Source organism: Pigmentiphaga litoralis (assembly GCF_013408655.1).
GTDB lineage: Bacteria > Pseudomonadota > Gammaproteobacteria > Burkholderiales > Burkholderiaceae_B > Pigmentiphaga > Pigmentiphaga litoralis_A.
The window spans coordinates 465,875-490,983 of sequence record NZ_JACCBP010000003.1; the positions used below are offsets into that span (position 1 = coordinate 465,875).

A 25,109-nucleotide genomic window follows, 5' to 3' on the forward strand; every position below is an offset into this window, starting at 1 on the left:
CAAGCCGTTATCAGGCATTCCGGAACACCGTGTCAGACAGCAACGAAAGCGACAACGAAAAACCCCTAGCCCCGTCCCAACGGCGGCTGGATCAGGCACGTGAGAACGGCCAGGTCGTTCGTTCGCGCGATCTGTCTGGCGCGCTGTCCACGTTCGCGTGTGTGTGCGCAGTGGCCATCGCGGGCGGCCACATCTCCGAGCAGGCGATGGGCTGGATGAAAACCTCATTCGTCACCGCCGCCAGCATGGCGTCCAGCACGCGTGATGACGCTGTCCTCGTCAACGCTGTCTACGAATTGATTGGCGCGGGCCTGCTGGTGACGGCCCCCATCATGGTCGCGGGCATGCTCGCCGGCGTCGTCGGTTCGGTGGCGCTGGGCGGCTTTCTGCTGTCAGGCAAGGCGCTGACCCCCGACTTTTCCCGTCTGTCGCCCCTCAAGGGACTTGGCCGCATTTTCTCGATGGCCGGCCTGGGCGAGCTTGGCAAGTCCATCCTCAAGGTCGTCGTGCTCGGCGGTATCGCTGGCGCGCTGGTGTGGCAGGGCGTGCAGGAATGGCTTGTCCTCATGCTGCCATCGCAGCCCGAAGCGCTGTTCACGCTTGGCAATCTGCTGTCCAGCCATTCGCTGGCAATGGCCGGCGCGCTGTTCATCATTGCAGCCGCCGACGTGCCCTTGCAGTGGTGGAAGCATCACAAGCAGCTGCGCATGACGCTGGAAGAGGCCAAGCAGGAAAACAAGGAATCGGAAGGCGATCCCCAGGTCAAGGGCAAGATCCGGCAGTTGCAGCGCGAGCGTGCCCGCGCGCGCATGATGCAGGCCGTGCCGACTGCCGACGTGGTGGTGACCAACCCGACCCACTACGCCGTCGCACTCAAGTACGACGACCGCCGCATGGGCGCCCCGCGCGTCGTTGCCAAGGGTTCCGACGATGTGGCCGCAAGGATCCGCGAGATTGCGGCCCAGCACCGGGTGCTCCGTGTCGAAAGTCCGCAACTGGCGCGGGCCCTGCACAAATACGCCGAGATCGAGCAGGAAGTTCCGACCGCCCTGTATCGCGCCGTGGCGCAGGTGCTGGCCTACGTCTATCAGGTGCGCGACCACGTCCGTGGCCCGATGCCCGAACTGCAGCCCGTTGAAGTGCCCGATGGCTGGGACCCGATGGATGGTCATGAGCCGGTTGACCTGCGGGGCCGTCGATGAACGCGCGTTCGATCAAGGTAGGCGGCCTGGTCTTCAGCACCTCGCAACTGCGCGAGATGGGCATGCCGGCATTCATCCTGCTCGTGCTCGGGATGATGCTGCTCCCGCTCCCACCGTGGATGCTGGACCTGCTGTTCACCTTCAACATTGCCATTTCGCTGCTCGTGCTGCTGGTGTCGACGTACACCAAGCGCCCGCTGGACTTCGCCGTTTTCCCTACCGTCATTCTGGTGACGACACTGCTGCGCCTGTCGCTCAACGTGGCATCGACGCGTATTGTCCTGCTGCACGGGCACAGCGGCCCGGACGCAGCCGGCAAGGTCATCGAGGCGTTCGCCACCTTCCTGGTCGGCGGCAATTTTGCGGTGGGCGTGGTTGTTTTCCTGGTGCTGGTGATCATCAACTTCGTGGTGGTGACCAAGGGCGCCGGCCGGATCGCGGAAGTGTCGGCGCGATTCACCCTGGATGCCATGCCGGGCAAGCAGATGGCCATCGATGCCGACCTGAACGCCGGGCTGATCAACGAAGCCACGGCGCGCCAGCGCCGTTCCGACGTGTCCCGCGAAGCCGACTTTTACGGCGCCATGGACGGTGCTTCGAAATTCGTGCGCGGCGATGCCATCGCCGGCATCATGATCCTGTTCGTCAACATCATCGGCGGCCTGCTGATCGGCGTGACGCAACATGACCTGAGCTTTGCCGAAGCCGGCCGCAACTACGTGCTGCTGTCCATCGGTGACGGCCTGGTCGCCCAGGTTCCGGCGCTGCTGGTATCGATCGCCGCCGGCCTGATCGTGTCTCGTGTCGGTGAAGGCGAAGACATTGGTACCGAGGTAGGCCGGCAGTTGCTGGGCACGCCGCAGGCCCTCGCGTTGTCCGCTGGCATCATCGGCATGCTGGGGCTGATTCCCGGCATGCCCAACTTTGCGTTCCTGTTGCTCGCCGCCTGCATGGGCGCCCTGGCGTGGAAGCTGGCGCGCACACGGGCTGACGCCAAGGCCGCCGCCATAGCCCCCGTCGTGCCGAACGAGCCCGCCGAAGCCCAGGAAGCCAGTTGGGATGACGTCAGTCACGTGGATACCGTGGGCTTTGAAGTGGGGTATCGCCTGATTCCCCTGGTCGACAAGACAGGCGACGGCGACCTGCTCAAGCGCATCAAGGCCCTGCGCAAGAAGTTTGCGCAAGACGTCGGCTTCCTGCCCGCGGCGGTCCATATTCGCGACAACCTGGAATTGCGTCCGGGTGGCTACCGCATCACGCTTAAGGGCGTGACGATCGGGGAAGGCGAGGTGCAGACCAACTGCTCGCTGGCCATCAATCCGGGCCGTGTCACACGGGAAGTGCAGGGCACGCCAACCCGCGATCCGGCATTTGGTCTGCCTGCCTTGTGGATCGATGCCACGACCCGCGAACAGGCGCAGGCGGCCGGCTATACGGTGGTTGACGTCAGCACCGTGGTGGCCACGCACCTCTCGCACTTGCTGCATGCCCACGCGGCGGAACTGCTGGGCCGCGGCGAACTGCAGGCGCTGGTCGATCATTTCACGCGCGCCAACCCCAAGATTCTGGAAGACCTTGTTCCAAAGCTGATGTCGATGGCCAGCCTGCAGCGGGTGTTGCAGTCCCTGCTCGACGAGGGCGTCCATATCCGCGACTTCCGCAGCATTGTCGAGACCCTGTCCGAACACGCGGTCCGCACGCAGGACCCGGCCGAACTGACTGGCGCCGTGCGGGTCGCCCTGGGCCGGGCCATCACGCAGGGCATCTTCGGTTCGACGGGCGATGCCGAAGTGCTGGCGCTGGACCCCGAACTCGAACGCATCCTGCAGAACACCAGTGTCCGTCCGGGCGAGCTTGGCGCGATCGAACCCATGCTGGCCGAGCGCCTGCTGCACGAAGCGTCGGCTGCCGTCGACAAGATGGACGCGCTGGGCAAGCCCGCCGCGCTGCTGGTTCCCGACCGCCTTCGCCTGGGCCTTGCCCGACTGTTTCGCCGTACCGTGCCCCGCCTGAAGATTCTGGCGCATTCCGAAATTCCGGAGTCGCGTCTGATTCGCGTGGCCATGACGCTGGGTGGGCGCTAGCCATGACCCGCCGCGTTTGCTCCATCACCGCTGTAGCTGGAAACTGACTCATGACATTCCGTAAATTCGTTGCTGCCTCGACCCGCGACTGCCTGCGCCTGATGCGCGAAGCGCTGGGTCCCGATGCGATGATCGTGTCCACGCGCCGCACGGCCGGCGGGGTGGAGGTGATCGGTACGCGAGGCGAGCCGATGCCGGAAGCACCTGCGCCGGCTCCGGCCCAGATGCAGACGCGCGCGCCGCAGTACGAGCCCTCGCCGCTGGCCGCTTCGAACCTGTGGGACGCGATGGAAGACGAGCCCGTGCGCCTGTCGCCCGCAGCGCGCGTGCTGGCCGAACATGACCGGCCGGAAGGCTATCCGCCCGAGCCGGGCGACCTGCCGCTGGCACGCTGGCCCCAGTTGCCCGAGCGCCAGATCCCGCATGTCGTTCGTTCGGCACGCAACGAATACGCCAGCCACGCCCAACCGGCGCCAGCTGTCGAAGAGCCCCGCGGCGTGCCCGCACACCGTCCGGTCCCGCCTTCGGCGACGGTGCCGTCGGAATCCGAACGCAAGATGCGTGAAAGCATGGGCCTGCCCCGCGCGGCAGACATTCACACCGCCGACGCCAGTGCGCGCGCGCAGGCCTCGGCCACCACGCGCCTGGATGACGGGGACCGTGCCGCGCTGGCTTCCGAAGTCTCGGAACCGATCATGAGCGAAATGCGGTCGATGCGCGGCTGGCTCGAGCATCAGATGGACGCCCTGGCCTGGCGCGATTCGACCCAACGCGATCCGTCACGCCGCATCTTGTGGCGCAAGATGGTCGATGGCGGTTTCACGCCGGAACTGGCGCGTACGGTGGTGACCCACCTGCCTGAAGGCATGAACGAAGACCGCGCCGATGATTGGCTGGCGACGGTGCTGACGCGCAACCTGGCTACGGTCGACCCGATTGACACGATGGTCGAGCGCGGCGGCCGCTTTGCCATCGTCGGCCCGACCGGCGTGGGCAAGACCACCACCACGGCCAAGATCGCGGCTCATTGCGTCGTCAAGTACGGCGCGGCGGCGCTTGGCCTGATCACGACCGACCAGCACCGCATCGGCGCGGTCGACCAACTGCACACCTTCGGCCAGATTCTTGGTGTGGAAGTCTATGCGGCACGGGGCGCCTCTGATCTGGAAGCGATCCTGGCAGGCATGGGTGACCGTCGTCTCGTGCTGGTCGACACTGCCGGCATGAGCCAGCGTGACGACAGCATGAGCGATCACCTGCGCGCGCTGAATGTCTCCGGCGTGAAGCGGATCCTGGTTATGCCCGGCGGCACCCATGCCGAGCAGGCCGAAGACATCGTCCAGGCGTACAGTGCGGGCGGACTGGCTGGGCTGATCATGTCCAAGCTGGACGAAGCGGTTCGTGTGGGCGGCGTGCTCGACGCGGCCATCCGTCATCGCGTGCAGCTGCAATTCGTGACCAACGGGCAGCGCGTTCCCGATGACCTGCACGTGCCCAATGCACCGGTGCTGGTGCATCGCGCTTTGCGCCCGCGTCATTCGCCGGTGTTCGCACTGAATGCCAATGAGCTCGACTGGGCATGCATGCCTTCGGCGGCCGGTGCAAGCCTGCACGCGGCGAGCGTTTGATGTCCGGGATGTGTGACGTCGGCCCCGGCCCGACTCTATTTGGTGACGCGTATGTATACCCGTGAAGGCGTGCTCGATCGGCAGGACAATATCGAGCAATACATTCCGATGGTCCGCCGCATGGCCCATCACCTGGTTGCGCGCTTGCCTGCCAGCGTACAGATCGAAGACTTGATGCAGGCCGGCATGATGGGGCTGCTGGATGCCCTGGGCCGGTTCGAAGAAGGCCTGGGCGCCCAGTTCGAAACCTATGCCACCCAGCGGATCAAGGGGTCAATGCTCGACGAGTTGCGCCGTGGCGATTGGCTGCCCCGCAGCGTGCGCCAGACGCAGCGCAAGATTGAAGGCGCCATGCAGCGAGCCGAGCACAAGCTGGGCCGGGGTGCGTCCGATGCCGAAATGGCTGCCGAGATGGAAGTGCCGCTGGGGCAGTATCAGGAAATGCTGGCCGACGCGCGTGGCGCGCAGTTGTTCTATTACGAAGACATGGACAGTGGCGAAGACAGTGACAACTATCTGGACCGCCATGTCGTCGACCGGACGGCAGATCCGCATCAACGCCTGTCTGATCGCCGGTTCCGCGAAGCTATCGTCACGGGCATCGAGCGTCTGCCCGAACGTGAAAAGCTGGTCATGGGCCTGTATTACGAACAGGAAATGAACTTCAAGGAAATCGCGGTGGTGCTTGGCGTGACCGAGTCGCGTATCTGTCAGCTGCACTCCCAGGCGGTCGCGCGGTTGCGCACCAAGCTCAAGGATTGGGGCAAGTAGAACGATCGCCGTAGGAAGGAATAAAAAAAGCGCCTTGAGCAATCGGGCGCTTTTTTTTGGTGCTGGGTCTGCCTGCTGGGTCTGGCCTGCTGGGTCTGGCCGGTTTGATCTGGCCTGTTTGATCTGGCCTACCTTGTCCGGTCTGGCTTGGTCTGGCTCGGTCGGCTTTGCGATCCGGCTCGTCAGTAATCAGTAACGCGCGCCCAATCCCAGCTGGCCATTGTTCGCGTAGGACAGGTCCGCGCCGCTGGCTTGCGCAAGGAACGCCAGACGGCTGGTGGCCGATGCGGCCTGGATATCTGACAGTTCTGCACCGACCTTGGAATCCAGCGCGGCAGCTTCCAGGCGAACCGTGAAGGCTTCACGGATGGCGGGGGAGCAGTGTTGCAGCTGCACAACCGCTTTGGGCATGGCTTGCTGCAAGGCCAGCGTGGCGTCGGCCAGCTTGCGGCTGGCGAGCTGAATGCCGTCCGCGTCGCGGGTGTGCACCAGTCCGGTCAGCGTGGCGCTTGCCGCGGCGAAGCGGTCAAGAAGCACGGAAAAAGCGTCCAGCGTCATTAACGTCCCAACGTGTCTCGTTCGATTTCCAGCATCTTGTCGGCAACCGCTTCGGCGTTCACGTGGAACTCGCCGTTCCTGATCGCCGTCTTGATGCGTTCAACATGTTCCAGATTGACCGGGGCTTCTCCGGCGCTGGTGCCGGCAAGGCGGCTCGACAGCTTCGAAAGATGCACGGATTCGCTTGCGGCTGTGGATGGCGAGGACGCGGCTTGCGTCCGGGCTTCCGTTGGTTCGTTGCGGGTCAGGTTGACTGGCGGCGAACCCTTTTGTGTGATTTTCACCATGTAACTCCGTCCAGGCATGTCCGGGAAGAGGACTGAATGTCCAGCTTCGGACGATATCTAGCCTTATCGGCTCTTCCTGCCCAAACTTTAGCACTGGCCTAAAACCGGTGTTACAGGTTGACCTCGATCTCGCGGCCGTCGCGCATGGTGCCCGCCACCGTGCGCCCGGACTCCAGTTGCACGCGCGTGGACTGGCCGGGGGTGGCCTGCTGAAGAAGCTTGCCGGCTGCCTTGATAGTGAAACCCGGCCCGATCAAGACCACTTGCACTGGATCCCCTGACGCCATGCGGGCGCCGGACTGCAGGGCGTCTGGCGGGATGGGTTCGCCCGCGCGCGCCTGCCGGACGATCCGGGACCCGGCCAGCGCCTTGTCGTCGGTTACCACGCCGCGTGGCCAGGCGGCCATGTTCACGTCGCTGTAGGTCCAGTCGCCGGGTTGGACCACGGAACCCGGAGCCATGGGACGCACGAACATGGGAACGGAAACGATCAATGCGACGTCCACGGGCACCCTGACCTGCCAGTTGGGCGTGGCGCAGCGCAGTCCGATGTACGTTTTTCCCCACACGCGCGTTCCCGGTGGCAGAAAAACGTCAGGTTGGCACGGAGCACGGGACAACCGGTCGTCCAGTACGGATCCCAGCGCGATTTCGATCCGTGCACCCAGGGCCTGAGCCTGTGCTTCGACCCGCTCGCGCAGCATCTGCTCGGCCTGCGCGGCGGCACCGCCTTGCGCGGGCGCGGCGTTCACCCCTGTGGTCCACGCCAGGGCGAGGGCCACAAGAAAGAAGAGGGTGCGTGTCATCGGGCATTCCGGTTCATCAACGATGAAGCACTCTACCGTGCACCCTGATTCGCCAAGATGAAAACAGCACTGAAAAACGAGGCTTACTCCGGGTTTAGTCCTCAACCCCACCCCGAATAATGGTTACGTCTGGAAAAGTTTCCATCCTCTGTCCCACCCGGTCGTGGAGTCCTCGTGATCAGCCGTCTAAGTGATGAATTGCGCTTCAACGCGCAATCGCTCGAGTTGCGCGCGCAGCGCCAGGAAGTGTTGTCCGCCAACCTGGCTAACGCCGAAACGCCCAATTTCAAGGCGCAGGACTTCAATTTCAGCGATGCCTTGCGATCTGCCACGGGTGCCGGCAACGGGCCGTCCGTCCCGCCGGTACAGATGGCGACGACCAACACCCGCCACTTGAGCGGCGATGGCAGCGTCGGCATTCCCGTGGCCCTGCAATACCGCACGCCCACCCAGGCCGCGATCGATGGCAACACCGTCGACCCCGATCTGGAGCGCACCCAGTTCACCGACAACGCGATGCGGTATGACGCGTCGCTGCGCATGCTGAATGGTCAGATCCAGACCCTGCAGCGCGCCATCCAGGGCAACTAAGGAAACCGACGATGTCCCTCAACAAGGCATTCGAAATCGCCGGCTCGGCGCTGACCGCGAACAGCCAGCGCCTGAATACGGTGGCCAGCAACATGGCCAACGCCGAAAGCGTCAGCGGCCCCGATGGCGAAGTCTATCGCGCTCGCAAGGTAGTGTTCGAGTCCTACCTCGTGCCAGGCGCCGCCTCGGGCGGGCAGGGCGTGCGCGTCCGCGAAGTCATGACGGATCCGGCGCCTGCCAAGCGGCTGTATGACCCGCAACACCCCATGGCCGATGGCGAAGGCTATATCAGCATGCCCAACGTCGAGATCGTCGACGAAATGGTGGACATGATCGCCGCGTCGCGGGCGTACCAGACGAACGTCGAAGTCATGAACACCGCCAAGACATTGATGCAAAAAACGCTGTCGCTAGGCAGCTAAGGACCCACCATGGCCGTTTCGAACGTTTCCAACGTCAGCAGTACCGATAACCAGTCCACGTCCAGCCTTGCCGCCACCAGCGCCAAGGAACTGTCCGATCGTTTCCTGACGATGCTGACCGCGCAGATGCGCAATCAGGATCCGCTGAATCCGCTGGACAACGCGCAGTTGACCTCGCAGATGGCGCAGATCAGTACCGTGACGGGCATCAGCCAGCTCAACACGACCATGCAGTGGCTGGGCTACAGCATGGGTTCGCTGCAAGCAACGCAGGCCACGTCGCTGATCGGCCGCCAGGTGCTGGCCACCGGCAACACGCTTACCCTCGACGAAGGGAAGGGCACCATCGGCTACACGGTAGCTGCCGATGCGGACAGCGCGAAGCTGCAGGTCTACGACAAGGACAAGAACGTCGTGGCGACCCTGCCGCTTCAAGGCAATACGGTTGGCACGCACACCTTCGAATGGGACGGCAAGACCGCCGATGGCAAGACCGTGCCCGATGGCGCCTACACGTTCGACGTCATGCTGACGCAGGCGGACAAGTCCGCCAAGGCCGCGACGCTCGACGTCAAGGAAGTGGCCGCCGTGCGTCCGTCGTCCAACGGCACGGTCGTGCTCGATTCCAAGGGCGCCTCGATCAACCTGGCCGACGTCTACCAGGTCTGGTAAGTCCACTTTCACACCGATCATGCCAAGGTTCGTCGCAGGCGGCGAACGGCACCTCCTACTTACGCAAGGCACATCATGAGCTTTCAACAAGCACTGAGCGGACTGAACGCCGCCGCAAAGAACCTCGACGTGATCGGCAACAACGTTGCGAACGCGAACACCATCGGCTTCAAGGGCGGCCGTGCCGAATTTGCTGACGTGTACGCGGCCAGCGTGGTCCAGTCCACAGCATCGCAGTCGGGTATCGGCACCAAGGTGGCGGCAGTCACGCAGCAGTTCACCCAAGGCAGCATCACGACCACGAGCAATCCGTACGACGTCGCCATCTCGGGCAACGGCTTCTTCCGCATGGATAGCCAGGGCGCGACCGTCTACACCCGCAACGGGCAATTCCATCGCGACGACGCCGGCTATCTTGTCAACGCCGAAGGCCTTAAGTTGACCGGCTATTCGGTCAACGCGAACGGCCAGGTCGTCACCGCGCAGCCACAGCCCCTGCAGCTCGTCGTGAACTCGATCGAAGCCAAGGCAACAACCAAGGCAACGCAAAGCGTGATCCTCGATTCGCGCAAGCCGGCAATTGCCGACAACGTCGCGTTCGACAAGAATAACTCCGACACTTTCACTGACGCGAACTCGATGAGCCTGTACGACTCGCTTGGCAATTCGCATCTGTTGTCGGTGTACTACCGCAAGACTGACGCGGGTGAATGGGACACGTACTACTCATTCGACGGCGGCGAAGCGAAAAAGGTCGCCAGCATGCAGTTCAACACCAGCGGTCAGCTGATGTCCATCGACGGCAACGTCGATAAATTGCAGCCCACCATCACGATTCCTGCTGCCCAGATGACGACGGGCGCCGCCGATTTGACGTTCACCTACGACATGTCGAAGACAACGCAGACCGGCCAGGCCTTCAGCACGAACACCCAAACGCAGGACGGCTACACGTCCGGCCGCCTGACCGGCTTCAGCATCGACGAGACCGGCTCGCTGCTCGCCAGCTATTCCAACCAGCAGTCGCGCGTGCAGGGTCAGATTGCCCTGGGCATGTTCAACAACCCGACCGGGCTCGCGTCCATCGGCGGCAACAACTTTGCCGAGACCGCGGCATCGGGCACGCCGCGTCTGGGTTCGCCGGGCAGCAGCGACTTCGGCACCGTACGTTCCGGCGCGCTGGAAGAAGCCAACATCGACCTGACGGCCGAGCTTGTCAACATGATCACTGCGCAGCGCGGCTACCAGGCCAACGCGCAAACGATCAAGACGCAAGACTCGATCATGCAGACCATCGTCAACCTGCGTTAACGCAAGCCAGGAAACGCCTCCCCATGGACCGCGCCCTTTTCATCGCTGCCACCGGAGCGCGCGAACTCATGCGTCGCCAGGATGTGCAGACGAACAATCTGTCCAACGCGATGACGCCCGGGTTCCGCGCCGAAGTGGCCGCGCAGCGCACTGCGCCGGTAATCGGTGGCGCCGGTCTGCCGACACGTGCGTATGCCGTCGAATCGACGCCGGGTGCCGATCTCGCGCCTGGCGCGATGATCGCCACGGGTCGCACGCTGGACGTTGCGGTGCAGGGCGAGGGCTGGTTCGTGGTGCGGTCGAATGACGGCACCGAAGCCTTCACGCGCTCGGGCAGCTTCCAGCAGTCCGCCGACGGCGCCCTGGTCGACAACGCGGGCCGTCCGGTCATCGGGTCGAACAATCAGCCGGTGGTCCTGCCGGTCAACAGCCGAGTCGAAATCAACGAAGACGGTTCGATTTCGTCGATTCCAAACGACGACCGCATTCAGGCCGCGATTGTGGGTGACCTGAAACTGGTCAATCCGCCGGCAGCCAGTGTGACCCGCGGCGGTGACGGACTGTTCCGGCTGACAGCGGGTGGCGTGGCGCCGAACGTGGACGGCGTTCGCGTGGCGGGGGGCATGATCGAAGGCAGCAACGTCAATTCGGTCGAGACCATGGTCACCATGATTTCGGCAGCGCGCCACTTCGACATGCAAGTGCAAATGATGCAGAAGACCGATCAGAACCAGCAGGCGGCAACACAGATCCTGTCCCTGAGCTGATCTGGCTCCAAACTGATTGCGCATGTCGGGCGCGTCGGCGCCGGCTTGGATCGTGGTTGCGACCCGAACATCGCAAGCGACGTCTTAATGAACATCCCGCGGCCCGTATCAGGGCGGCGGCAAGAAAGAACATGGGTGGCGCGGGCTGCCCTCAAGGAAAGTCATCATGATGCGTGCCCTCTGGATTGCCAAGACCGGTCTCGATTCGCAGCAGACCCAACTGGACGTCATTTCGAACAACCTGGCCAACGTCAGCACCAACGGCTTCAAGCGTTCGCGCGCGGTATTCGAAGATTTGCTGTATCAGACCATCCGTCCGGCCGGCACACAGGCAACTCAGCTGAACCAGGTGCCTGCAGGGTTGACCGTGGGCACGGGCTCGCGCCCAATCGCCACTGTACGCAACTTCACCCAGGGCGCGTTGCAGCAGACGTCGAGCAGTACCGACGTGGCCATCAACGGCCAGGGCTTCTTCCAGGTGCAGATGCCCGACGGCACGCTGGCCTACACCCGTGACGGCAGTTTCCAGGTGGACGGTCAGGGTCAGCTTGTCACCAGCAACGGTTTTGTTGTCGACCCCGGCATCGTGTTGCCGCAAGGCGCGAAGGAATTGGCGATCGGCCAGGACGGCACCGTCAGCGCCGTGGTCGCGGGGCAGGTCCAGCCCGTGCAGTTGGGACAGATCCAGGTCGCGACCTTCATCAACCCCGTCGGCCTGTCGCCGCTTGGCCAGAACCTGTTCGGCGAAACGGCGGCGTCGGGCGTGCCGACCGTGAACGTGCCGGGCGAGAACGGCGCCGGCATGCTCAATCAAGGCTATGCCGAAGCATCCAACGTCAACGTCGTCGAAGAACTCGTTGGCATGATCCAGACCCAGCGCGCGTACGAAATCAACTCGCGCGCCATCTCCACTGCCGACCAGATGCTGTCGCGCATTGCGCAGCTGTAAGCGCGATCACGAGGTTCGTATGACCAAGGTTGTTGTGTGCCGCGCGCCGCTGCGCCGGATTCTGATGGGCGTTGCCGCGATGGGATCGTTGCTGGCGGCATTGGGCGGTTGCGCCGTGCCCAAGATCGATATCGCGGGTCCCACCACCGCGCGTCCGGTTGACCCGATCGCCATGAGCGCAGCGCGTCGGCCCACCGGCGGCATCTATGCGTCGGCACCGGGGTATCGCCCGCTGTTTGAAGATGTGCGGGCACGCGACGTAGGCGACACCCTCGTGGTCAAGCTTGAAGAGCGGATCAACTCCACGCAAAGCAACAACACATCAACCCAGCGCACCGCGTCGGCACGCGCCAGCATCCCGTCGCTGGCCAAGTTGCCGGGCGGCGGGCTGCTGCGCGGCCTGGGCATCGAAGCTGACAGCGACAACAAGTTCAACGCCAAGGGCGCCACGGGCGCATCCAACATCCTGTCGGGCACCGTGGCCGTGACCGTGACCGAAGTGCTGCCCAATGGCAACCTGGTGGTCGCCGGCGAAAAGCAGATCGGCACCAACCGGGAGACCGAGCGCGTGCGCTTCTCGGGTGTCGTCAACCCGACCAACATTGTTGGCGGCAATACGGTCAGCTCGACCCAGGTGGCCGACGCCCGGATCGAGTACCGCGGCCAGGGCGCCATTGATGATGCCCAGACCGTTGGCTGGCTGTCGCGTTTCTTCTTCTCGGTGTTGCCTTTCTGATGTCTTCCTTCTTCTTTCCGGTGCGTACGGGCGCCTCGCGTGCCGGCTTGGCCCGCCTTGTGGGCGCAGTGTGCATAGGCGCGCTGTCGCTGGTGCTTGCCGCCGCGCCGGTGCAGGCCGCACGCATCAAAGACCTGGCGACCCTGCAGGGTGTGCGCAGCAACCAGCTGGTGGGCTACGGCCTTGTGGTCGGCCTGGACGGTACCGGCGACCAGACCACGCAGACGCCATTCACCACCCAATCCCTGATGTCCATGCTGTCCAACCTGGGCATCAACGTGCCGCCCGGGACGCGGCTCCAGCTTAAAAACGTGGCAGCCGTGATGGTCACGGCGTCATTGCCCGCGTTTGCGCAGCCAGGTCAGCAACTCGACATCACCGTCAGTTCCATGGGCAACGCCAAGTCGCTGCGCGGCGGCACCTTGCTGCTCACGCCACTCAAAGGCCTGGATAACCAGGTCTATGCAATGGGACAGGGCAACCTGTCGGTGGGCGGTGCGGGCGCGTCGGCGGCGGGAAGCCGCGCGCAGATCAACCACTTGAGCGCTGGACGTATTCCCGGCGGCGCCACGGTCGAACGCGAAGTCGCGACCCCGTTTGCCGACGACAGCATGCTTCGCCTGGAACTCACCACGGCGGATTTCTCGACCGCGCGTGCGGTGGTTGAAGCCATCAACAAGTTCTTCGGCAGTTCGGTGGCCCGCGCGCTGGATGGCCGCGTGATCGAACTGGCATCGCCCGGTACTCCGAACTCGCGGGTGACCTTCATGTCGCAGATCGAAGACATCGAAGTCAACGGCAGCCGCGCACCGGCACGCGTCGTCATCAACGCGCGCACCGGGTCAGTCGTCATGAACCAGAGCGTGCGCCTCAGCCCGGTTGCGGTGGCGCACGGCAACCTGAGCGTCACGGTGTCGACGACGCCCCAGGTCAGCCAGCCGGCGCCGTTCAGCGCCGGGCAGACCGTGGTGACCGAACGTGCCGACATCGAAATCCGCCAGGGCGGGGGCCCGATCATGCATCTTGATGGCGGCGCGCAGTTGTCCGAAGTGGTCAAAGCCTTGAACATGCTGGGCGCGACACCGCAAGACCTCATTTCCATCCTGCAGGCACTCAAGACGGCAGGCGCACTGACGGCGGACCTGGAGATCATCTGATGGCAAAACTGGATGCAGGCACTTCGGCCGGGATGGCCATCGATGCGCGGTCGCTCGACGCGCTCAAGGTGCAGTCGCGGACCGACCCGAAGGCGTCCGCACGGACCGCCGCGCGTCAGTTCGAAGCCCACTTCGCGCAGACGCTGCTGAGCCAGATGCGCCAGACGTCCTTCGCGGGCGAAGGCGGCATTGCCGAAGCCTTCAACAGTCCCGCCACCCAGAACTGGCGTGGCATGCTGGACCAGCAGATGGCGCAGACACTGTCTGGCGTGCCGACCAAGCGTCCCGATGGGTCCACGTCGCCCGCACCCGAACATAGCGGTCTGGGGCTGGCCGACGTGATCGAAAAACAGATGACACGCAGCACCGTGTCGGCCGACTCGGTGGCCCGCGCGGGCATGCCGCTGTCGATGTCGACGCTCAGCCTGGCGCGCTCGCGTGCCAGCCTGCAAGGGCAGGGGCAGCAGGTCGACCCCGGCGCGGCGCTGAATCTGAACGGAGCGCGCCGCATCCAGAACGGCAGTTTTTCCAGTGCGTCGGGCAGCAACGGGGTAGATGCAGGAACAGGTAAAGGTTCAGTCGGCGGGGTGGGTGCGGGCGGCGCCATGGCCGACACGATCCGCCGCTACACCGGGCAGACGCAGCAGCGGGTCGGCGCCGCGGTTTCCGCGGGTGCAGCAGGCGCATCCGGCGCGGCTGCAACGGCCACCGTCGCCGGCTCACCCGAAGACGTGCGCACCGCGTTTCTGGCGAAATACATGCCGGCGGCGCGCAGAGCGGAAGAAGCGACCGGCATTCCGGCCGTGTATATCCTCGGTCAGGCAGCGCTCGAGTCCGGCTGGGGCAAGCACGAGATCCGCAGCGCGGACGGCCAGCGCAGCCACAACCTCTTTGGCGTCAAAGCCACGGGCTGGTCAGGCCGTGTCGCTGAAACCCGGACCACCGAATACACCGATGGCAAGGCGGAACGCGTGTCCGCCAAATTCCGGGCGTATGACTCTTACGAAGACGCGTTCGAAGATTATGCGCGCATGTTGTCGACCAATCCCCGTTATGCCAACGCCTTGAAGGGCAGCGGCAGCGCCGAGCAGTTCGCGCAGGGCCTGCAGCGCGCCGGCTACGCCACGGATCCGCGCTACGCCGAAAAGCTGTCCAGCACGATCCGCCGCGCCATGAAGGTGGTGGTCTGACGGGGGTGGTCGGCGTAGGTCCGGTTGGGCAGGCAGCGCCAGCTTGCCGACCCAGGCGATTTGTTCCGAGCGAGCTTGACCCCAAGCGGTTCAGTGCAGCGCCGTGGCTCAAGATTCCCCCCCGACAACCGTTAATCCAAGGAACGGGCGAAACCGCTCCAGGCACTTCGCATAGGCATCTGCTGATATGGCAACCAGTATCCTGAACATCGCATTGACCGGACTCAAGGCCGCCCAGGCCGGCATGTCCGTCACCGCGAACAACATCACCAATGCCGATACGGTCGGGTATTCACGCCAGACCTTGGTGCAGAACGCGTCGTTCTCCAATTTTTCCGGTTCGGGATACTTCGGCCAGGGCGTGGACGTGGTGACCGTTACCCGCGCCTACAACGCGTTCCTGACCGCACAGACCACGCAGGCCGCGTCGTCGCTCAGCTACCTCGATACCTACTCCGACCAGATGACCGGGCTGATGAACCGGATGGGCACGGTCGAAACGGGTATCACGAACTCGCTGAATACCATGTACGAGGCCATGAGCAATCTTGGCCAGCGTCCCAGCGAATCGGCGCCGCGGCAGGCGGCGCTGACGGCGGCCCAGTCCGCGTCGGCGCGCTTTCGCAGCATCAGCGATGACCTGAGCAGCCTGCGCAACGGCACCAACCAGCAGATCTCGGCGACCACGGTCAAGATCAACGAACTGGTTCAGTCCATTGCGACCTACAACGACAAGATCAACGTGGCCATGGGCGCTACCGGCAATGGCCACTCGCCCAACGAACTGCTGGACCAGCGCGAGCAGGTGCTGCGCGAACTCGGCAAGCTCACGTCCATCAGCTTCAGCACGCAAGAAAACTCCGTCAACGTGAACCTGACCAGCGGCCAGCCGCTGGTTGTTGGCACCGTGGCATCGCAATTCGTTTTCCAGTCCGATGCGAACTCGCTGGCCGGCGGTACGCTGACCCTAATGCGTTCGGGCAAGGAAACGCCGCTGCGCGAGTCCGACCTGGAAGGCGGATCCCTTGGCGCGCTCGTCCAGTTCCGCGACAAGGAACTGAATAACGCGCAGACCCAGCTTGGCAAGATCGCCATTGCCATGGCTGCCGGCTATAACCAGCAGCAGCAATTCGGGATCGACGCCAAGGGCGCCGCGGGTACGCCCATGTTCACCATTGGCGCCCCCCTGGTCGTGCCGGGCCGCAGCAATACCGGAGACGGCTCGGTATCGATCAGCGTGACCGACATCCGGTCGCTGACGGGCGATGACTATCAGGTGACCCGCAACGGCAGCGATTACGTCGTGACACGCGGCAGTTCCGGCGCGGTCGTGGGCACCTACGATTCCTTGCCCCAGAAATTTGAAGGGCTGCAAATTGGCCTGACGTCCGGCGACATGGCCGACGGTGACTCGTTCACCATCAGCGTGGCGCGGGAAGCGGCAAGCGGTCTGCAGGTGCTGATCAACGATCCGAACAAGATCGCCACGGCGGCGCCGATGGAACTCAAGACGGCAGCCGCCAACAAGGGTACGGGCGTCATCGGCCACCTGCATTCGGTTCAGGCTGATACCGTGGACTACGGCAGCTCGGTCAATGTCGTGTTCACCGACAGCAGCAAGTACGAGCTGCGCAACAATGCAGGCGCGGTGCTGGGCGCTGGCGCGCTTACCCCGCCCAAGTCCGAGATCGCGTTGAACGGCTGGTCGTTCGACATGACCGGCACGCCATCCGCAGGGGACACCTTTACGGTGGCTGCGTCGCCCGGCGATCCCTCGGGTGACAACCGCAATGCATTGGCCATGGCCGCGCTGAGCACAACCAAGCTGCTTGATGGCAATACCCTGACCGACAAGTACGCGTCGCTGGTCGCGCAGGTCGGTACCCGGGCCAGCGCCGTCAACGTCAGCAAGACGGCGCAGCAGGCCGCCTTCACGCAGTCGATCAACGAAGAACAGTCGAATGCCGGCGTGAACACCGACGAGGAAGGCGCGTCCCTGATCCGCTATCAGCAAGCCTATGCGGCGGCCGGCAAGATCCTGGCGATGTCGTCGCAATTGTTTGATGAACTGATCACGTCGATCCGCTGATTGGTGGGGTAGTCACCCTATCCGCACTTCGATCCGTACGCCGTTCCGACTTTCGCCTGACCCGCATACCCCACGCACCAAGAGACTTGCCATGAGAATCAGCTCCGCCCAGTTGCATGAAGCCAGCGTCCGCGCCATGACCACCCAGCAGGCGTCCCTTGTGAAGGTGGCCCAGCAGGTGGCAGAAGGCCGTCGTGTCTTGACGCCGGCCGATGACCCGATCGCGTCGAGCCGCGAAGTGGCGCTGGATGCCAGCCTCCGGTCGTCGGAACAGATGCAGAAGAATCAGGCGGACGTGAAGGGGCAGCTGGAGCAGGCCGAAAACTACCTGGGCCAGGGCAGCACGCTGCTGTCGGCGTTCAAGTCGTCCATCGTCAAGGCGGGCAGCGGCGTGTTGAGCCCGTCCGATCGGGCCTCGGTCGTGGCGGACATGACCAGCCTGCGCGACCAGATGATGTCGTTGGCCAACACCCAGGACGAAAGCGGCAACTTCGTGTTCGCAGGCTTCAAGCGCGACTCCCAGCCGTTTTCACGCACGTCCGAAGGCGTCGTCTACGGCGGCGACAGCGGCATCCGCCAGAGCCAGATCGGACCGAACCGGTTCATCGACGCCAACTTCTCGGGCGCGTATGTGTTCGATACGGCGCTTACCGGCAAGTCCGGTGTCGTGGCAACCGCCGGCGACGCCAATATGGGTGGCCTGCTGCTGACGGGCAGCACCATCAACGACAAGACAATCTGGGGCACCGAAAAAGCCCTCGGCCCGTTCAACGTGGCGTTCGGCGCCGACGGGGCGTACACAGTCACTGACGGCGATGGCGAGCCTTACGCTGCCGGCACGCTGACCAAAGGTGCGGCCACGCTGGACGTTGCCGGCGTCCGCCTGTCGTTCAGCGGCGCGCCCAAGGCCGGCGATACGCTCAGCGTGTCCAGCTCGACCAGTCAAAGCATCTTCGACACCATGGATCAGGCCATTGCGGCGCTGAGCATGCCGGAGTCGTCGCAGGAATCCGCGCGGCGGGGCAATGCGCTGTTTGCCCTGTCGGCAAACATCGACGGCGGCCTGGACCGGATGCTGGAAGCCCGCACATCGCTGGGCAGCCGGCTGAACGAGGTCGAAGCCGCCCTGTCGGCGGACAGCGCGCGCAGCGACGCGTTGACCGAAGAAATTGCCCGCGTGACCGGGGCCGACGCAACGTCGCAAGTCGAGTTGGCAACGCAACTGGCCCAGCGCAAGTTCAGCGTCGAAGCCGCCCAACTGACTTACACTAAGATTTCGCAACTAAGCATCTTCAACTACCTCTGATCCCAGCTGCCGGTGTGAACTTCGCCCTCCGGCACGGACCGCAGGGGCATACTCAGAGGCAGCATGCAGCAGGACCTGTTCAACATCTTGGTCGTGGATGATGAGCCACTCAATCTGGCCATCATTTCCGAACACTTGTCGGACCCCCGATACCGATTGAAGGCTGCCAGTGATGGCATCCAGGCCTGGGACATGCTGCAGCATGGCGGCGTCCCCTTCGACATCGTCGTGCTCGACCGCATGATGCCGGGCATCAATGGCATCGAATTGCTCGAGCGGATGAAGTCCGACCCCCGCTTCGCCGACATCCCCGTCATCATGCAGACGGCCGCGTCGCGCCAGCACGAGGTCCTGGAGGGCTTCACGAAGGGGGCCCACTACTACCTGACCAAACCCTACGAACACGCGATCCTGGTGGCTGTGGTGTCCGCTGCGATCGATGTTCGCGCGCGGCAGAAGCAGCTCAAGCGCCAGCTGACCGACGCGCAGGAAATCTTCTCCAACGTTCAGCGTGCGCAGTTCACGTTTTCGACCCTGTCGGAAGCGCGCCAGCTGGCGTCTTTCCTGGCCAAGCTGTGCCCAAATCCGGAAGCCGTCGTGGTCGGCCTGGCCGAGCTCATGATCAACGCGATCGAACACGGCAACCTGGAACTCGGCTATGCCGAGAAGGGCCGCCTGAGCGTGGAAGGTGGATGGGCGCAGGAAATCGAGCGGCGCCTGGCCATGCCCAAGTACGCGCACCGCATCGCGCAGGCGACCTTCCGGCGTTTGCCCGACCGGCTTGTCTTTCACATTCTGGACGAAGGCCCGGGCTTCGACTGGCCGTCATTCCTGGAAATGTCGCCCGATCGCGCCTTTGATTCGCACGGCCGGGGCATTGCCATGGCGAACATGCTGGCGTTCGATAATCTTTCGTATCTGCGTGACGGGCGGGAGGCAGTCTGTACCGTGCTGCATTCCGACACGACCGGGGCGGCGTTGGACAAGGCCGGCGGCGGGAAGTACTACACGAGCCGGATGGGCGAGTAACTCTGCCGTGACTGCCGCGCCCTGACGGGCGACGACGGCACGGTCCTACACGCCACCCAAACAAAAGGCGTCGCCCACCGGGCGACGCCTTGTACCTTCAACTGCAGCAGCAAGAGCCTGAGCGTCAGTCCACCAGCCGATGCTTCAGCGCGTAGTGCGTGAGCTCGGAGTTGTTCTTCAGCTTCATCTTTTCGAGCAGTCGCGCGCGATAGACCGACACCGTCTTGGGCGACAGCGACATGGCTTCGGCGATCTGCGTCAGCGTGCGGCCCGAGGCGATCATGGCCATGGTCTGGTATTCGCGATCGGACAGCGTTTCGTGCACCGGGCGCTCGTCCCCCTGGCTCAGATGCGTGGCCAGCTGTTCGGCGAGTTCGGGCGTGATGTACTTCTTGCCGCGCGCAACGGTGCGGATCGCTTCGATAACCGTTTCGGGCGGCGAGTTCTTGTGCAGATAACCGGCGGCGCCTGCCTTGACGCTGCGTACCGCATACTGGTCTTCGGGATACATGCTGAGCATCAGCACGGCCGTCTTGGGCCAGCGCTCTCGTACCTGCTTGAGGGCGTCGAGCCCGCTCTTGCCAGGCATGGAAATATCCATCAGCACCACGTCGGCTTCGGTCTTGCGCAGCATGTCGAGCAATTCGCCGCATTCGCCGGCTTCACCGACGACGCTGATGCCGCCTTCTGTCTGTGCGATCTGACGCAGGCCAGAGCGAACGATGGCGTGGTCGTCAACGATAACCAGGCGAATCATTCGGCGCCTGCATTGGGCTTGGGATCTTTGGAATGTGCGGCCATGGATGGATCCTGACTGTGTAGCGGTATAGATATCATTAGTGTAGTTCCTTTGGATGAGGCTGCGCTGCCACTATCCGCCATGGGTGTTCCACTTATATCCATCCAGCCACCTAAACTGTGGATGCGTTCCATCATGCCGCGCAGCCCGAAAGACGTCTGTTTTCGCAGGGCATCGGGGGCCAGACCGACCCCGTTATCGCGCACTTCCAGCGTCATGCTGGTGTCGTCTGCAAACAACTCTATGTTCACGCGCGTGGCCTGCGCGTGCTTGAAAATGTTGGTCAGGGCTTCCTGGAAGATGCGAAACACGGCGGTGGATTGCTCCAGGCCGAGCGACAGATCTTCCTGATTGGTGTTCACCTTCACTTCGATGCCGGAGTGCTGCGAGAAGTCGCGGGCCTGCCATTCGATGGCGGCGACGATGCCAAAATCCAACACCGGTGGCCGCATGGCGCGCGCAATGCGCGAGATCGCCACGCCCAATGATGCAACCATCTGCTCGGCTTCTTCCAGCAATTGTGCCGTAGCCGGTTCACTGGAGCGACGGCGGGCCAGCGCGAGGTCGGCGCGGATTCGCGTAACGAGTGCACCCAGGTCATCGTGAATCTCGCGGGCAAGCTCCGCGCGTTCGTTTTCGCGAACGAGTTCGGTATGGCGCGACAGTTCGCGCAACTGCTGTTCGGACCGGCTCAGTTCGGCTTGCGCGCGAGCCAGGTGGGTCACATCCGACAGCGACACCACACAGCCTGCAGGCGGCCGGCCGCTCAGCGGGCTGGCGGACACCAGCAGCTCGCGGCGTTCGCCGCGGGCCTGCATGCCGAAGGGCAGGCCGGTCAGGGGGAAGCCGCCAAGTGCCGGCATGATCAGCGTCAGCAGGCGTTCGGTGTCGCCCGGATCGGGCAAGGTGAATTGTTTGGTCAGGACTTCGGTGTGCGACATGCCGGTCAGTTCTTCGATCGCCGGGCTCCACATCGTGACCTGCAAGTTGCGGGCTACTGCAAACAGCGCAACGGGTGTGGCCGAGAAGATCGCGTTTAACTGATCATGCGCGGATTCCAGCGCGGTCTCGGCACGCATGCGCTGATCGCGGCTGCGCACTTCGCGCAGGCTGCGTTCCAGGGCAGGCGGCAGCCGGCGCAGGTTGTTCTTCATGACGTAGTCGTCGGCGCCCGAGCGCATGGCGTCCACCGCGGCTTCTTCGCCGATGGCGCCCGACACGATCAGGAAGGGACCGGAAAAGCCGATGTCCTTGGCCACCGCCAGCGCGCGTTTGCCGCTGAAGGTGGGCAGGGAGTGATCACTGACGATCGCGTGCCATTGCGCCGTGCTGAGCGCTTCGCGCATGTCCTGTTCGGTCTCCACGCGGCGTGCGGAGATCGTCAGGCCAGCATTGGCCAGCACCGCCCGCATGAGCGAGAAGTCGGAGGGGGAATCCTCGACGAACAGCACGCACAACGGCGTGGCATCGCGGCCGTCGGCGTCGTCCGGACCGGGCAGGGTGGGTGGCGTAGCCATCATGGTGTGAAGAACCTGGTATTGGGTGCCCACGCCGCACCGGCAGTCAGGCGTGTCATCGGATTTGCAGCAATTTGACGGGCTGCTCTCAATAAGCGTGGGCCTACTGCCGATAAGCTCTGCAATGATAGCGTGCGACGATATCACGCGGCGCAGCCGCGCGGGCGTCGCCCCCCTTTTTAAGGACCACCGTGATCCCGAGAAGCCCCACTTCCACACTCGTACAGGGCCTGGCCGCGCTCGGCGAGTCCGCCGGGGCCACCGAATTTGCCTTCGACACCGCCGATTTCGACAAGGTGCGTTTGCTGCTGAAGCAACACACCGGCATTGCGTTGTCGGAAGCCAAACGCAGCATGGTCTACAGCCGTCTGGCGCGCCGCCTGCGCGCCACCGGGGCGTCGACCTTCCGCGCCTACCTTGACGCGCTGCGCAGCGGGTCGCCGGAATGGGAACAGTTCGTCAACGCCTTGACGACCAATCTGACCTATTTCTACCGCGAAAGCCATCACTTCCAGATGCTGGCCGACCACTTCAAGCAGCGGGCTCGCCCGGGTCATACCCAGCAGATCTGGTGCGCTGCGGCATCTACCGGGGAAGAAGTCTGGACCATCGCGCTGACCGCGGCGGAATCCTTCGGCACGTTGACGCCGCCGATTCAGATCATCGCGACCGACCTCGATACCCACGTGCTGGACCAGGCGCGCAAGGGTGTCTACCGCGAAGACCAGATCGCCAAGGTGCCCGAAGCGCAGGTGCGCCGGTACTTCGTGCAAGGGCCGCCCGGCACGTATACGGTGCGGCCGGAATTGCGGGCGCTCGTCACTTTCCGGCAACTGAATCTGCTGGACCCGGTGTGGTCGGTGCGGGGGCCTTTCGATGCCATTTTCTGTCGCAACGTGCTGATCTATTTCGACCGCGCCACGCAGCTCAAGGTCGTGTCGCGCATGGCGCCGCTGATGCCGCCCGACGCCTTGTTGTTTGTCGGCCATTCCGAGAACTTCTCGCACGGTCAGCAGGCGTTCGTGCTGCAGGGCAAGACGGTGTACGCGCGGGCACGCCAGCCCGGCGCAGCCACCTGATCGCCCGGACCCGGCCATGACCGAGCCCCTTGCGCCCACGTGCGCCACCCTGGCCGCCGTGCATGCCGGCCGGTACGACCGCCGCCTGATCATTGCGATCGGCGCGTCGACCGGCGGCACCGAAGCCATCCGCGAAGTGTTGATGCATTTGCCCGCCGGCCTGCCGCCGATCGTGATCACGCAGCACATGCCGCCCGGCTTTACCCGCAGTTTTGCCGACCGGCTGAACAAATATTCAGCCGTGCACGTGAAGGAAGCCGAACACGAAGAACGCCTGCTGGCAGGCTGGGCCTATGTTGCGCCCGGCCATGCGCACCTGGCCGTGCGGCATGCGCTGTTCGGCTACAGCGCGGTGCTGTCCGAAGACGAACCGGTGAACCGCCACCGGCCGTCGGTCGAAGTGTTGTTCTTGTCGGTCGCAAAGATGGCGGGGCAGGCTGCCGTGTCTGTCATGCTGACGGGCATGGGCAAGGATGGCGCACGCGCCATGCTGACCCTGCGCGACGCTGGCGGCTACAACCTGGCGCAGGACCAGGCCACCAGCGTGGTGTTCGGCATGCCGCGCGAGGCAATCGCGCTGGGCGCCGTACACGAGGTGGTCGCGCTGCCGCAGATCGCGCAGCGCATTCTGGTGGCGGTGGAAGCCAGGCAGCGGGCGCTGGTGCCCTGAAAGGCCGCCTTGCCTTGGACAACCGCCTTACCCCTGACCCACCGCCTTACTTCAGTCCGAGCACGTCCTGCATGTCGAACAGGCCGGTGGCCTGGTCGGCCAGAAAGCGCGCGGCGCGTACGCTGCCTTCGGCGTAGGTGGCGCGGCTGCTGGAACGGTGCGTGACTTCGATGCGTTCACCCGGTCCGCAGAAGAACACGGTGTGATCGCCCACCACGTCGCCCCCGCGCGCAGCGGAAAAACCGATCGTGCCGGCTTGACGCGCGCCGGTGTCGCCATGACGCGCCCAGGTTGCCACGTCGGCCAGGGGCTTGCCCCAGGCGTCGGCCACCGTTTCGCCCATCTTGAGCGCGGTGCCCGATGGTGCGTCGACCTTGTGCTTGTGATGCAGGTCGAACACTTCCACGTCGTAGTCGTCTTTCAGGATGCGCGCGGCAATATCCAGCAGCTTGAGCGTGACGTTGACGCCGATGCTCATGTTCGGCGCGAACACCACGCCGACCTGCTCGCCAGCCTTGGCAATGGCGGCCTTGCCGGCTTCATCGAAGCCCGTGGTGCCAATCACCAGTTTCACGCCGTGGCGTGCGCAGGCGTCCAGATGGTCCAGCGTGGCCTGGGGCCGCGTGAAGTCGATCAGGCAGTCGGCGTTCGCCAGCGCGTCGAGGTCGGACGTGACGATGACCCCGCTGTCGCGCCCCGTGAATGCCGTGGCGTCGGTGCCGATGCTTTTGCTGCCGGCATGGCCCAGGGCCACCGTCAGCGTCATGTCGGGCGCGGCAGTCACGGCTTCGATCAGCATGCGGCCCATGCGCCCGCTTGCGCCTGCAATGGCAATCCGCATCGTCAGTTCCTTGCCGGCGTCGGCATGGGCACCGAGCTGGGATCCAGGCTGGCGGGCGGCGGCGTGCCGTCCAGCGTCTCGCCTTGCGGGACCGTTTCCGGACCGGGATTGGCGGCCGTATTCGAGCGGAACACGGGCGTCGCGGCTTCGCGGCGCGTGTCCGTCTTCTGGAACGGCTGGCGTGCCGGCTGCTTGTCGCCATTCCAGCGGTCCAGCTTGTCGTTCGCGAAGTAGACGGTGAACACGCGTTCTTCGGTCGGGCCATTACCCGGAATGAACAGGTAAGGGTAGTCCCAGCGTTCGCCGCGGAAGATGCTGGTCAGCGTTGGCGTGCCGAGGGCGAAACGCACCTGTTCGCGCGTCATGCCCTGGCGCAGCATGTCGACCTGCGACTGCGTGAGCCAGTTGCCCTGCTGAATGTCGGCCTTGTAGGGCTTGATGAAGCCCGGCACGTAATTGGTCACACTGCTGCATCCGGCCAGTGCCATGACGGCAGCCATGCTGGCAAGCTTCCAGCGCACAGGGGCTGCGCGGCGGGAATCAGGGGCGGCCGGCAGCGTGGCGCGGGCGGGCGAGCGAAATAGGTAAATCAGAGCGTTTGGCACAGATGCGCAACTCGTCTTGACTGGGGAAACCGTTATCATAAAG

At 64.2% G+C, this 25,109-nt stretch carries 25 protein-coding genes; 18 read left to right on the top strand and 7 right to left on the bottom strand.

All coding sequences use genetic code 11. From position 1 onward, the window contains the following. Positions 1-29: 29 nt before the first annotated feature. From flhB to HD883_RS26440, 4 genes are read left to right on the top strand one after another with little or no spacing between them, the layout of a single operon-like run. Complete coding sequence (gene flhB / locus HD883_RS26425; protein ID WP_179590042.1) at positions 30-1,202, top strand: flagellar biosynthesis protein FlhB; 1,173 nt, start codon at positions 30-32, stop codon at positions 1,200-1,202. Beyond that, on the top strand, positions 1,199-3,286 hold the full coding sequence (gene flhA / locus HD883_RS26430) for a flagellar biosynthesis protein FlhA (protein ID WP_179590040.1): 2,088 nt from the start codon (positions 1,199-1,201) through the stop codon (positions 3,284-3,286). The genes flhB and flhA overlap by 4 nt, the downstream gene beginning before the upstream one ends. A gap of 50 nt (positions 3,287-3,336) precedes the next feature. Further along, positions 3,337-4,914 (top strand): flagellar biosynthesis protein FlhF, encoded by a 1,578-nt coding sequence (flhF, locus tag HD883_RS26435; protein WP_179590038.1) that lies wholly within the window; start codon positions 3,337-3,339, stop codon positions 4,912-4,914. 51 nt (positions 4,915-4,965) lie between these two features. Beyond that, on the top strand, positions 4,966-5,685 hold the full coding sequence (locus HD883_RS26440) for an RNA polymerase sigma factor FliA (RefSeq protein ID WP_179590036.1): 720 nt from the start codon (positions 4,966-4,968) through the stop codon (positions 5,683-5,685). Between the two features lie 189 nt (positions 5,686-5,874). Here the strand turns inward: HD883_RS26440 and HD883_RS26445 are convergent, their stop codons facing one another. The 3 genes from HD883_RS26445 to flgA all read right to left on the bottom strand — a co-directional run bounded on the left by HD883_RS26445 (position 5,875) and on the right by flgA (position 7,336). Next, the gene (locus HD883_RS26445) at positions 5,875-6,243 is read right to left on the bottom strand and encodes a hypothetical protein (protein ID WP_179590034.1); all 369 of its coding nucleotides are present in this window, start codon (positions 6,241-6,243) and stop codon (positions 5,875-5,877) included. Then, positions 6,243-6,548 (bottom strand): flagellar biosynthesis anti-sigma factor FlgM, encoded by a 306-nt coding sequence (gene flgM / locus HD883_RS26450; RefSeq protein WP_306456329.1) that lies wholly within the window; start codon positions 6,546-6,548, stop codon positions 6,243-6,245. The genes HD883_RS26445 and flgM overlap by 1 nt, the downstream gene beginning before the upstream one ends. A gap of 92 nt (positions 6,549-6,640) precedes the next feature. Then, positions 6,641-7,336, bottom strand: a complete 696-nt coding sequence (gene flgA / locus HD883_RS26455; protein ID WP_179590030.1) for a flagellar basal body P-ring formation chaperone FlgA — start codon at positions 7,334-7,336, stop codon at positions 6,641-6,643. Between the two features lie 174 nt (positions 7,337-7,510). On the opposite strand from flgA, the gene flgB reads away from it, so the two are divergent. From flgB to HD883_RS26515, 12 genes are all read left to right on the top strand, one after another. Beyond that, a complete protein-coding gene (flgB, locus tag HD883_RS26460; protein WP_179590028.1) occupies positions 7,511-7,927 on the top strand; it encodes a flagellar basal body rod protein FlgB in 417 nt (138 codons plus the stop codon). A gap of 11 nt (positions 7,928-7,938) precedes the next feature. Next, entirely contained in the window at positions 7,939-8,349 is a 411-nt protein-coding gene (flgC, locus tag HD883_RS26465) for a flagellar basal body rod protein FlgC (protein ID WP_179590026.1), read from the top strand. Between the two features lie 9 nt (positions 8,350-8,358). Beyond that, a complete protein-coding gene (locus HD883_RS26470) occupies positions 8,359-9,021 on the top strand; it encodes a flagellar hook assembly protein FlgD (RefSeq protein ID WP_179590024.1) in 663 nt (220 codons plus the stop codon). A 75-nt stretch (positions 9,022-9,096) separates the two neighbouring features. After that, on the top strand, positions 9,097-10,332 hold the full coding sequence (gene flgE / locus HD883_RS26475; protein ID WP_179590023.1) for a flagellar hook protein FlgE: 1,236 nt from the start codon (positions 9,097-9,099) through the stop codon (positions 10,330-10,332). Between the two features lie 23 nt (positions 10,333-10,355). Continuing rightward, positions 10,356-11,099 carry a flagellar basal body rod protein FlgF gene (locus HD883_RS26480; protein ID WP_179590020.1) on the top strand — a complete coding sequence of 248 codons (744 nt, stop codon included), beginning with the start codon at positions 10,356-10,358 and terminating at the stop codon, positions 11,097-11,099. A gap of 166 nt (positions 11,100-11,265) precedes the next feature. Next, positions 11,266-12,048, top strand: coding sequence for a flagellar basal-body rod protein FlgG (flgG, locus tag HD883_RS26485; protein WP_179590018.1), 783 nt, complete (start codon positions 11,266-11,268; stop codon positions 12,046-12,048). A 19-nt stretch (positions 12,049-12,067) separates the two neighbouring features. Continuing rightward, a complete protein-coding gene (locus HD883_RS26490; RefSeq protein WP_257022698.1) occupies positions 12,068-12,784 on the top strand; it encodes a flagellar basal body L-ring protein FlgH in 717 nt (238 codons plus the stop codon). After that, positions 12,784-13,941 (top strand): flagellar basal body P-ring protein FlgI, encoded by a 1,158-nt coding sequence (locus tag HD883_RS26495; RefSeq protein WP_179590016.1) that lies wholly within the window; start codon positions 12,784-12,786, stop codon positions 13,939-13,941. The genes HD883_RS26490 and HD883_RS26495 overlap by 1 nt, the downstream gene beginning before the upstream one ends. After that, the gene (gene flgJ / locus HD883_RS26500; protein WP_179590014.1) at positions 13,941-15,131 is read left to right on the top strand and encodes a flagellar assembly peptidoglycan hydrolase FlgJ; all 1,191 of its coding nucleotides are present in this window, start codon (positions 13,941-13,943) and stop codon (positions 15,129-15,131) included. The genes HD883_RS26495 and flgJ overlap by 1 nt, the downstream gene beginning before the upstream one ends. Positions 15,132-15,318: 187 nt before the next feature. Beyond that, positions 15,319-17,220: a flagellar hook-associated protein FlgK gene (gene flgK / locus HD883_RS26505; protein ID WP_179590012.1), complete on the top strand. Its 1,902-nt coding sequence runs from the start codon at positions 15,319-15,321 to the stop codon at positions 17,218-17,220. Between the two features lie 91 nt (positions 17,221-17,311). Then, a complete protein-coding gene (flgL, locus tag HD883_RS26510) occupies positions 17,312-18,526 on the top strand; it encodes a flagellar hook-associated protein FlgL (RefSeq protein WP_179590010.1) in 1,215 nt (404 codons plus the stop codon). Between the two features lie 63 nt (positions 18,527-18,589). Beyond that, positions 18,590-19,555, top strand: a complete 966-nt coding sequence (locus tag HD883_RS26515; RefSeq protein ID WP_179590008.1) for a response regulator — start codon at positions 18,590-18,592, stop codon at positions 19,553-19,555. 124 nt (positions 19,556-19,679) lie between these two features. On the opposite strand, the gene HD883_RS26520 is transcribed toward HD883_RS26515, so the two are convergent. After that, positions 19,680-20,312 carry a response regulator gene (locus tag HD883_RS26520; protein WP_179590006.1) on the bottom strand — a complete coding sequence of 211 codons (633 nt, stop codon included), beginning with the start codon at positions 20,310-20,312 and terminating at the stop codon, positions 19,680-19,682. Further along, on the bottom strand, positions 20,309-21,874 hold the full coding sequence (locus tag HD883_RS26525) for a sensor histidine kinase (RefSeq protein ID WP_179590004.1): 1,566 nt from the start codon (positions 21,872-21,874) through the stop codon (positions 20,309-20,311). Before HD883_RS26525 ends, HD883_RS26520 begins: the two co-directional genes overlap by 4 nt. 191 nt (positions 21,875-22,065) lie before the next feature. Between HD883_RS26525 and HD883_RS26530 the strand changes: the two genes are divergently transcribed. Continuing rightward, a complete protein-coding gene (locus tag HD883_RS26530) occupies positions 22,066-22,950 on the top strand; it encodes a CheR family methyltransferase (RefSeq protein WP_373563494.1) in 885 nt (294 codons plus the stop codon). A gap of 16 nt (positions 22,951-22,966) precedes the next feature. Further along, positions 22,967-23,620: a CheB methylesterase domain-containing protein gene (locus HD883_RS26535; protein ID WP_179590002.1), complete on the top strand. Its 654-nt coding sequence runs from the start codon at positions 22,967-22,969 to the stop codon at positions 23,618-23,620. Positions 23,621-23,666: 46 nt separating this feature from the next. Here HD883_RS26535 and dapB read toward each other — a convergent pair whose 3' ends face one another. Together dapB and HD883_RS26545 are read right to left on the bottom strand one after the other, a co-directional pair. Continuing rightward, positions 23,667-24,461, bottom strand: a complete 795-nt coding sequence (gene dapB / locus HD883_RS26540; protein WP_179590000.1) for a 4-hydroxy-tetrahydrodipicolinate reductase — start codon at positions 24,459-24,461, stop codon at positions 23,667-23,669. Positions 24,462-24,463: 2 nt separating this feature from the next. Beyond that, entirely contained in the window at positions 24,464-24,961 is a 498-nt protein-coding gene (locus tag HD883_RS26545) for an outer membrane protein assembly factor BamE (RefSeq protein ID WP_179589999.1), read from the bottom strand. Positions 24,962-25,109 lie beyond the last annotated feature (148 nt).

Coding starts and splice junctions, on each gene's coding strand:
- flhA (WP_179590040.1), top strand. CDS start 1,199: ATGAACGCGCGTTCGATCAAGGTAGGCGGCCTGGTCTTCAGCACCTCG.
- HD883_RS26470 (WP_179590024.1), top strand. CDS start 8,359: ATGGCCGTTTCGAACGTTTCCAACGTCAGCAGTACCGATAACCAGTCC.
- flgE (WP_179590023.1), top strand. CDS start 9,097: ATGAGCTTTCAACAAGCACTGAGCGGACTGAACGCCGCCGCAAAGAAC.
- HD883_RS26440 (WP_179590036.1), top strand. CDS start 4,966: ATGTATACCCGTGAAGGCGTGCTCGATCGGCAGGACAATATCGAGCAA.
- HD883_RS26515 (WP_179590008.1), top strand. CDS start 18,590: ATGCAGCAGGACCTGTTCAACATCTTGGTCGTGGATGATGAGCCACTC.
- flgK (WP_179590012.1), top strand. CDS start 15,319: ATGGCAACCAGTATCCTGAACATCGCATTGACCGGACTCAAGGCCGCC.
- flhF (WP_179590038.1), top strand. CDS start 3,337: ATGACATTCCGTAAATTCGTTGCTGCCTCGACCCGCGACTGCCTGCGC.
- flgM (WP_306456329.1), bottom strand. CDS start 6,548: ATGCCTGGACGGAGTTACATGGTGAAAATCACACAAAAGGGTTCGCCG.
- HD883_RS26495 (WP_179590016.1), top strand. CDS start 12,784: ATGTCTTCCTTCTTCTTTCCGGTGCGTACGGGCGCCTCGCGTGCCGGC.
- HD883_RS26520 (WP_179590006.1), bottom strand. CDS start 20,312: ATGATTCGCCTGGTTATCGTTGACGACCACGCCATCGTTCGCTCTGGC.
- flgJ (WP_179590014.1), top strand. CDS start 13,941: ATGGCAAAACTGGATGCAGGCACTTCGGCCGGGATGGCCATCGATGCG.
- HD883_RS26480 (WP_179590020.1), top strand. CDS start 10,356: ATGGACCGCGCCCTTTTCATCGCTGCCACCGGAGCGCGCGAACTCATG.
- flgL (WP_179590010.1), top strand. CDS start 17,312: ATGAGAATCAGCTCCGCCCAGTTGCATGAAGCCAGCGTCCGCGCCATG.
- flgC (WP_179590026.1), top strand. CDS start 7,939: ATGTCCCTCAACAAGGCATTCGAAATCGCCGGCTCGGCGCTGACCGCG.
- HD883_RS26490 (WP_257022698.1), top strand. CDS start 12,068: ATGACCAAGGTTGTTGTGTGCCGCGCGCCGCTGCGCCGGATTCTGATG.
- HD883_RS26535 (WP_179590002.1), top strand. CDS start 22,967: ATGACCGAGCCCCTTGCGCCCACGTGCGCCACCCTGGCCGCCGTGCAT.
- HD883_RS26525 (WP_179590004.1), bottom strand. CDS start 21,874: ATGATGGCTACGCCACCCACCCTGCCCGGTCCGGACGACGCCGACGGC.
- HD883_RS26545 (WP_179589999.1), bottom strand. CDS start 24,961: ATGGCTGCCGTCATGGCACTGGCCGGATGCAGCAGTGTGACCAATTAC.
- dapB (WP_179590000.1), bottom strand. CDS start 24,461: ATGCGGATTGCCATTGCAGGCGCAAGCGGGCGCATGGGCCGCATGCTG.
- HD883_RS26445 (WP_179590034.1), bottom strand. CDS start 6,243: ATGACGCTGGACGCTTTTTCCGTGCTTCTTGACCGCTTCGCCGCGGCA.
- flgA (WP_179590030.1), bottom strand. CDS start 7,336: ATGACACGCACCCTCTTCTTTCTTGTGGCCCTCGCCCTGGCGTGGACC.
- flgG (WP_179590018.1), top strand. CDS start 11,266: ATGATGCGTGCCCTCTGGATTGCCAAGACCGGTCTCGATTCGCAGCAG.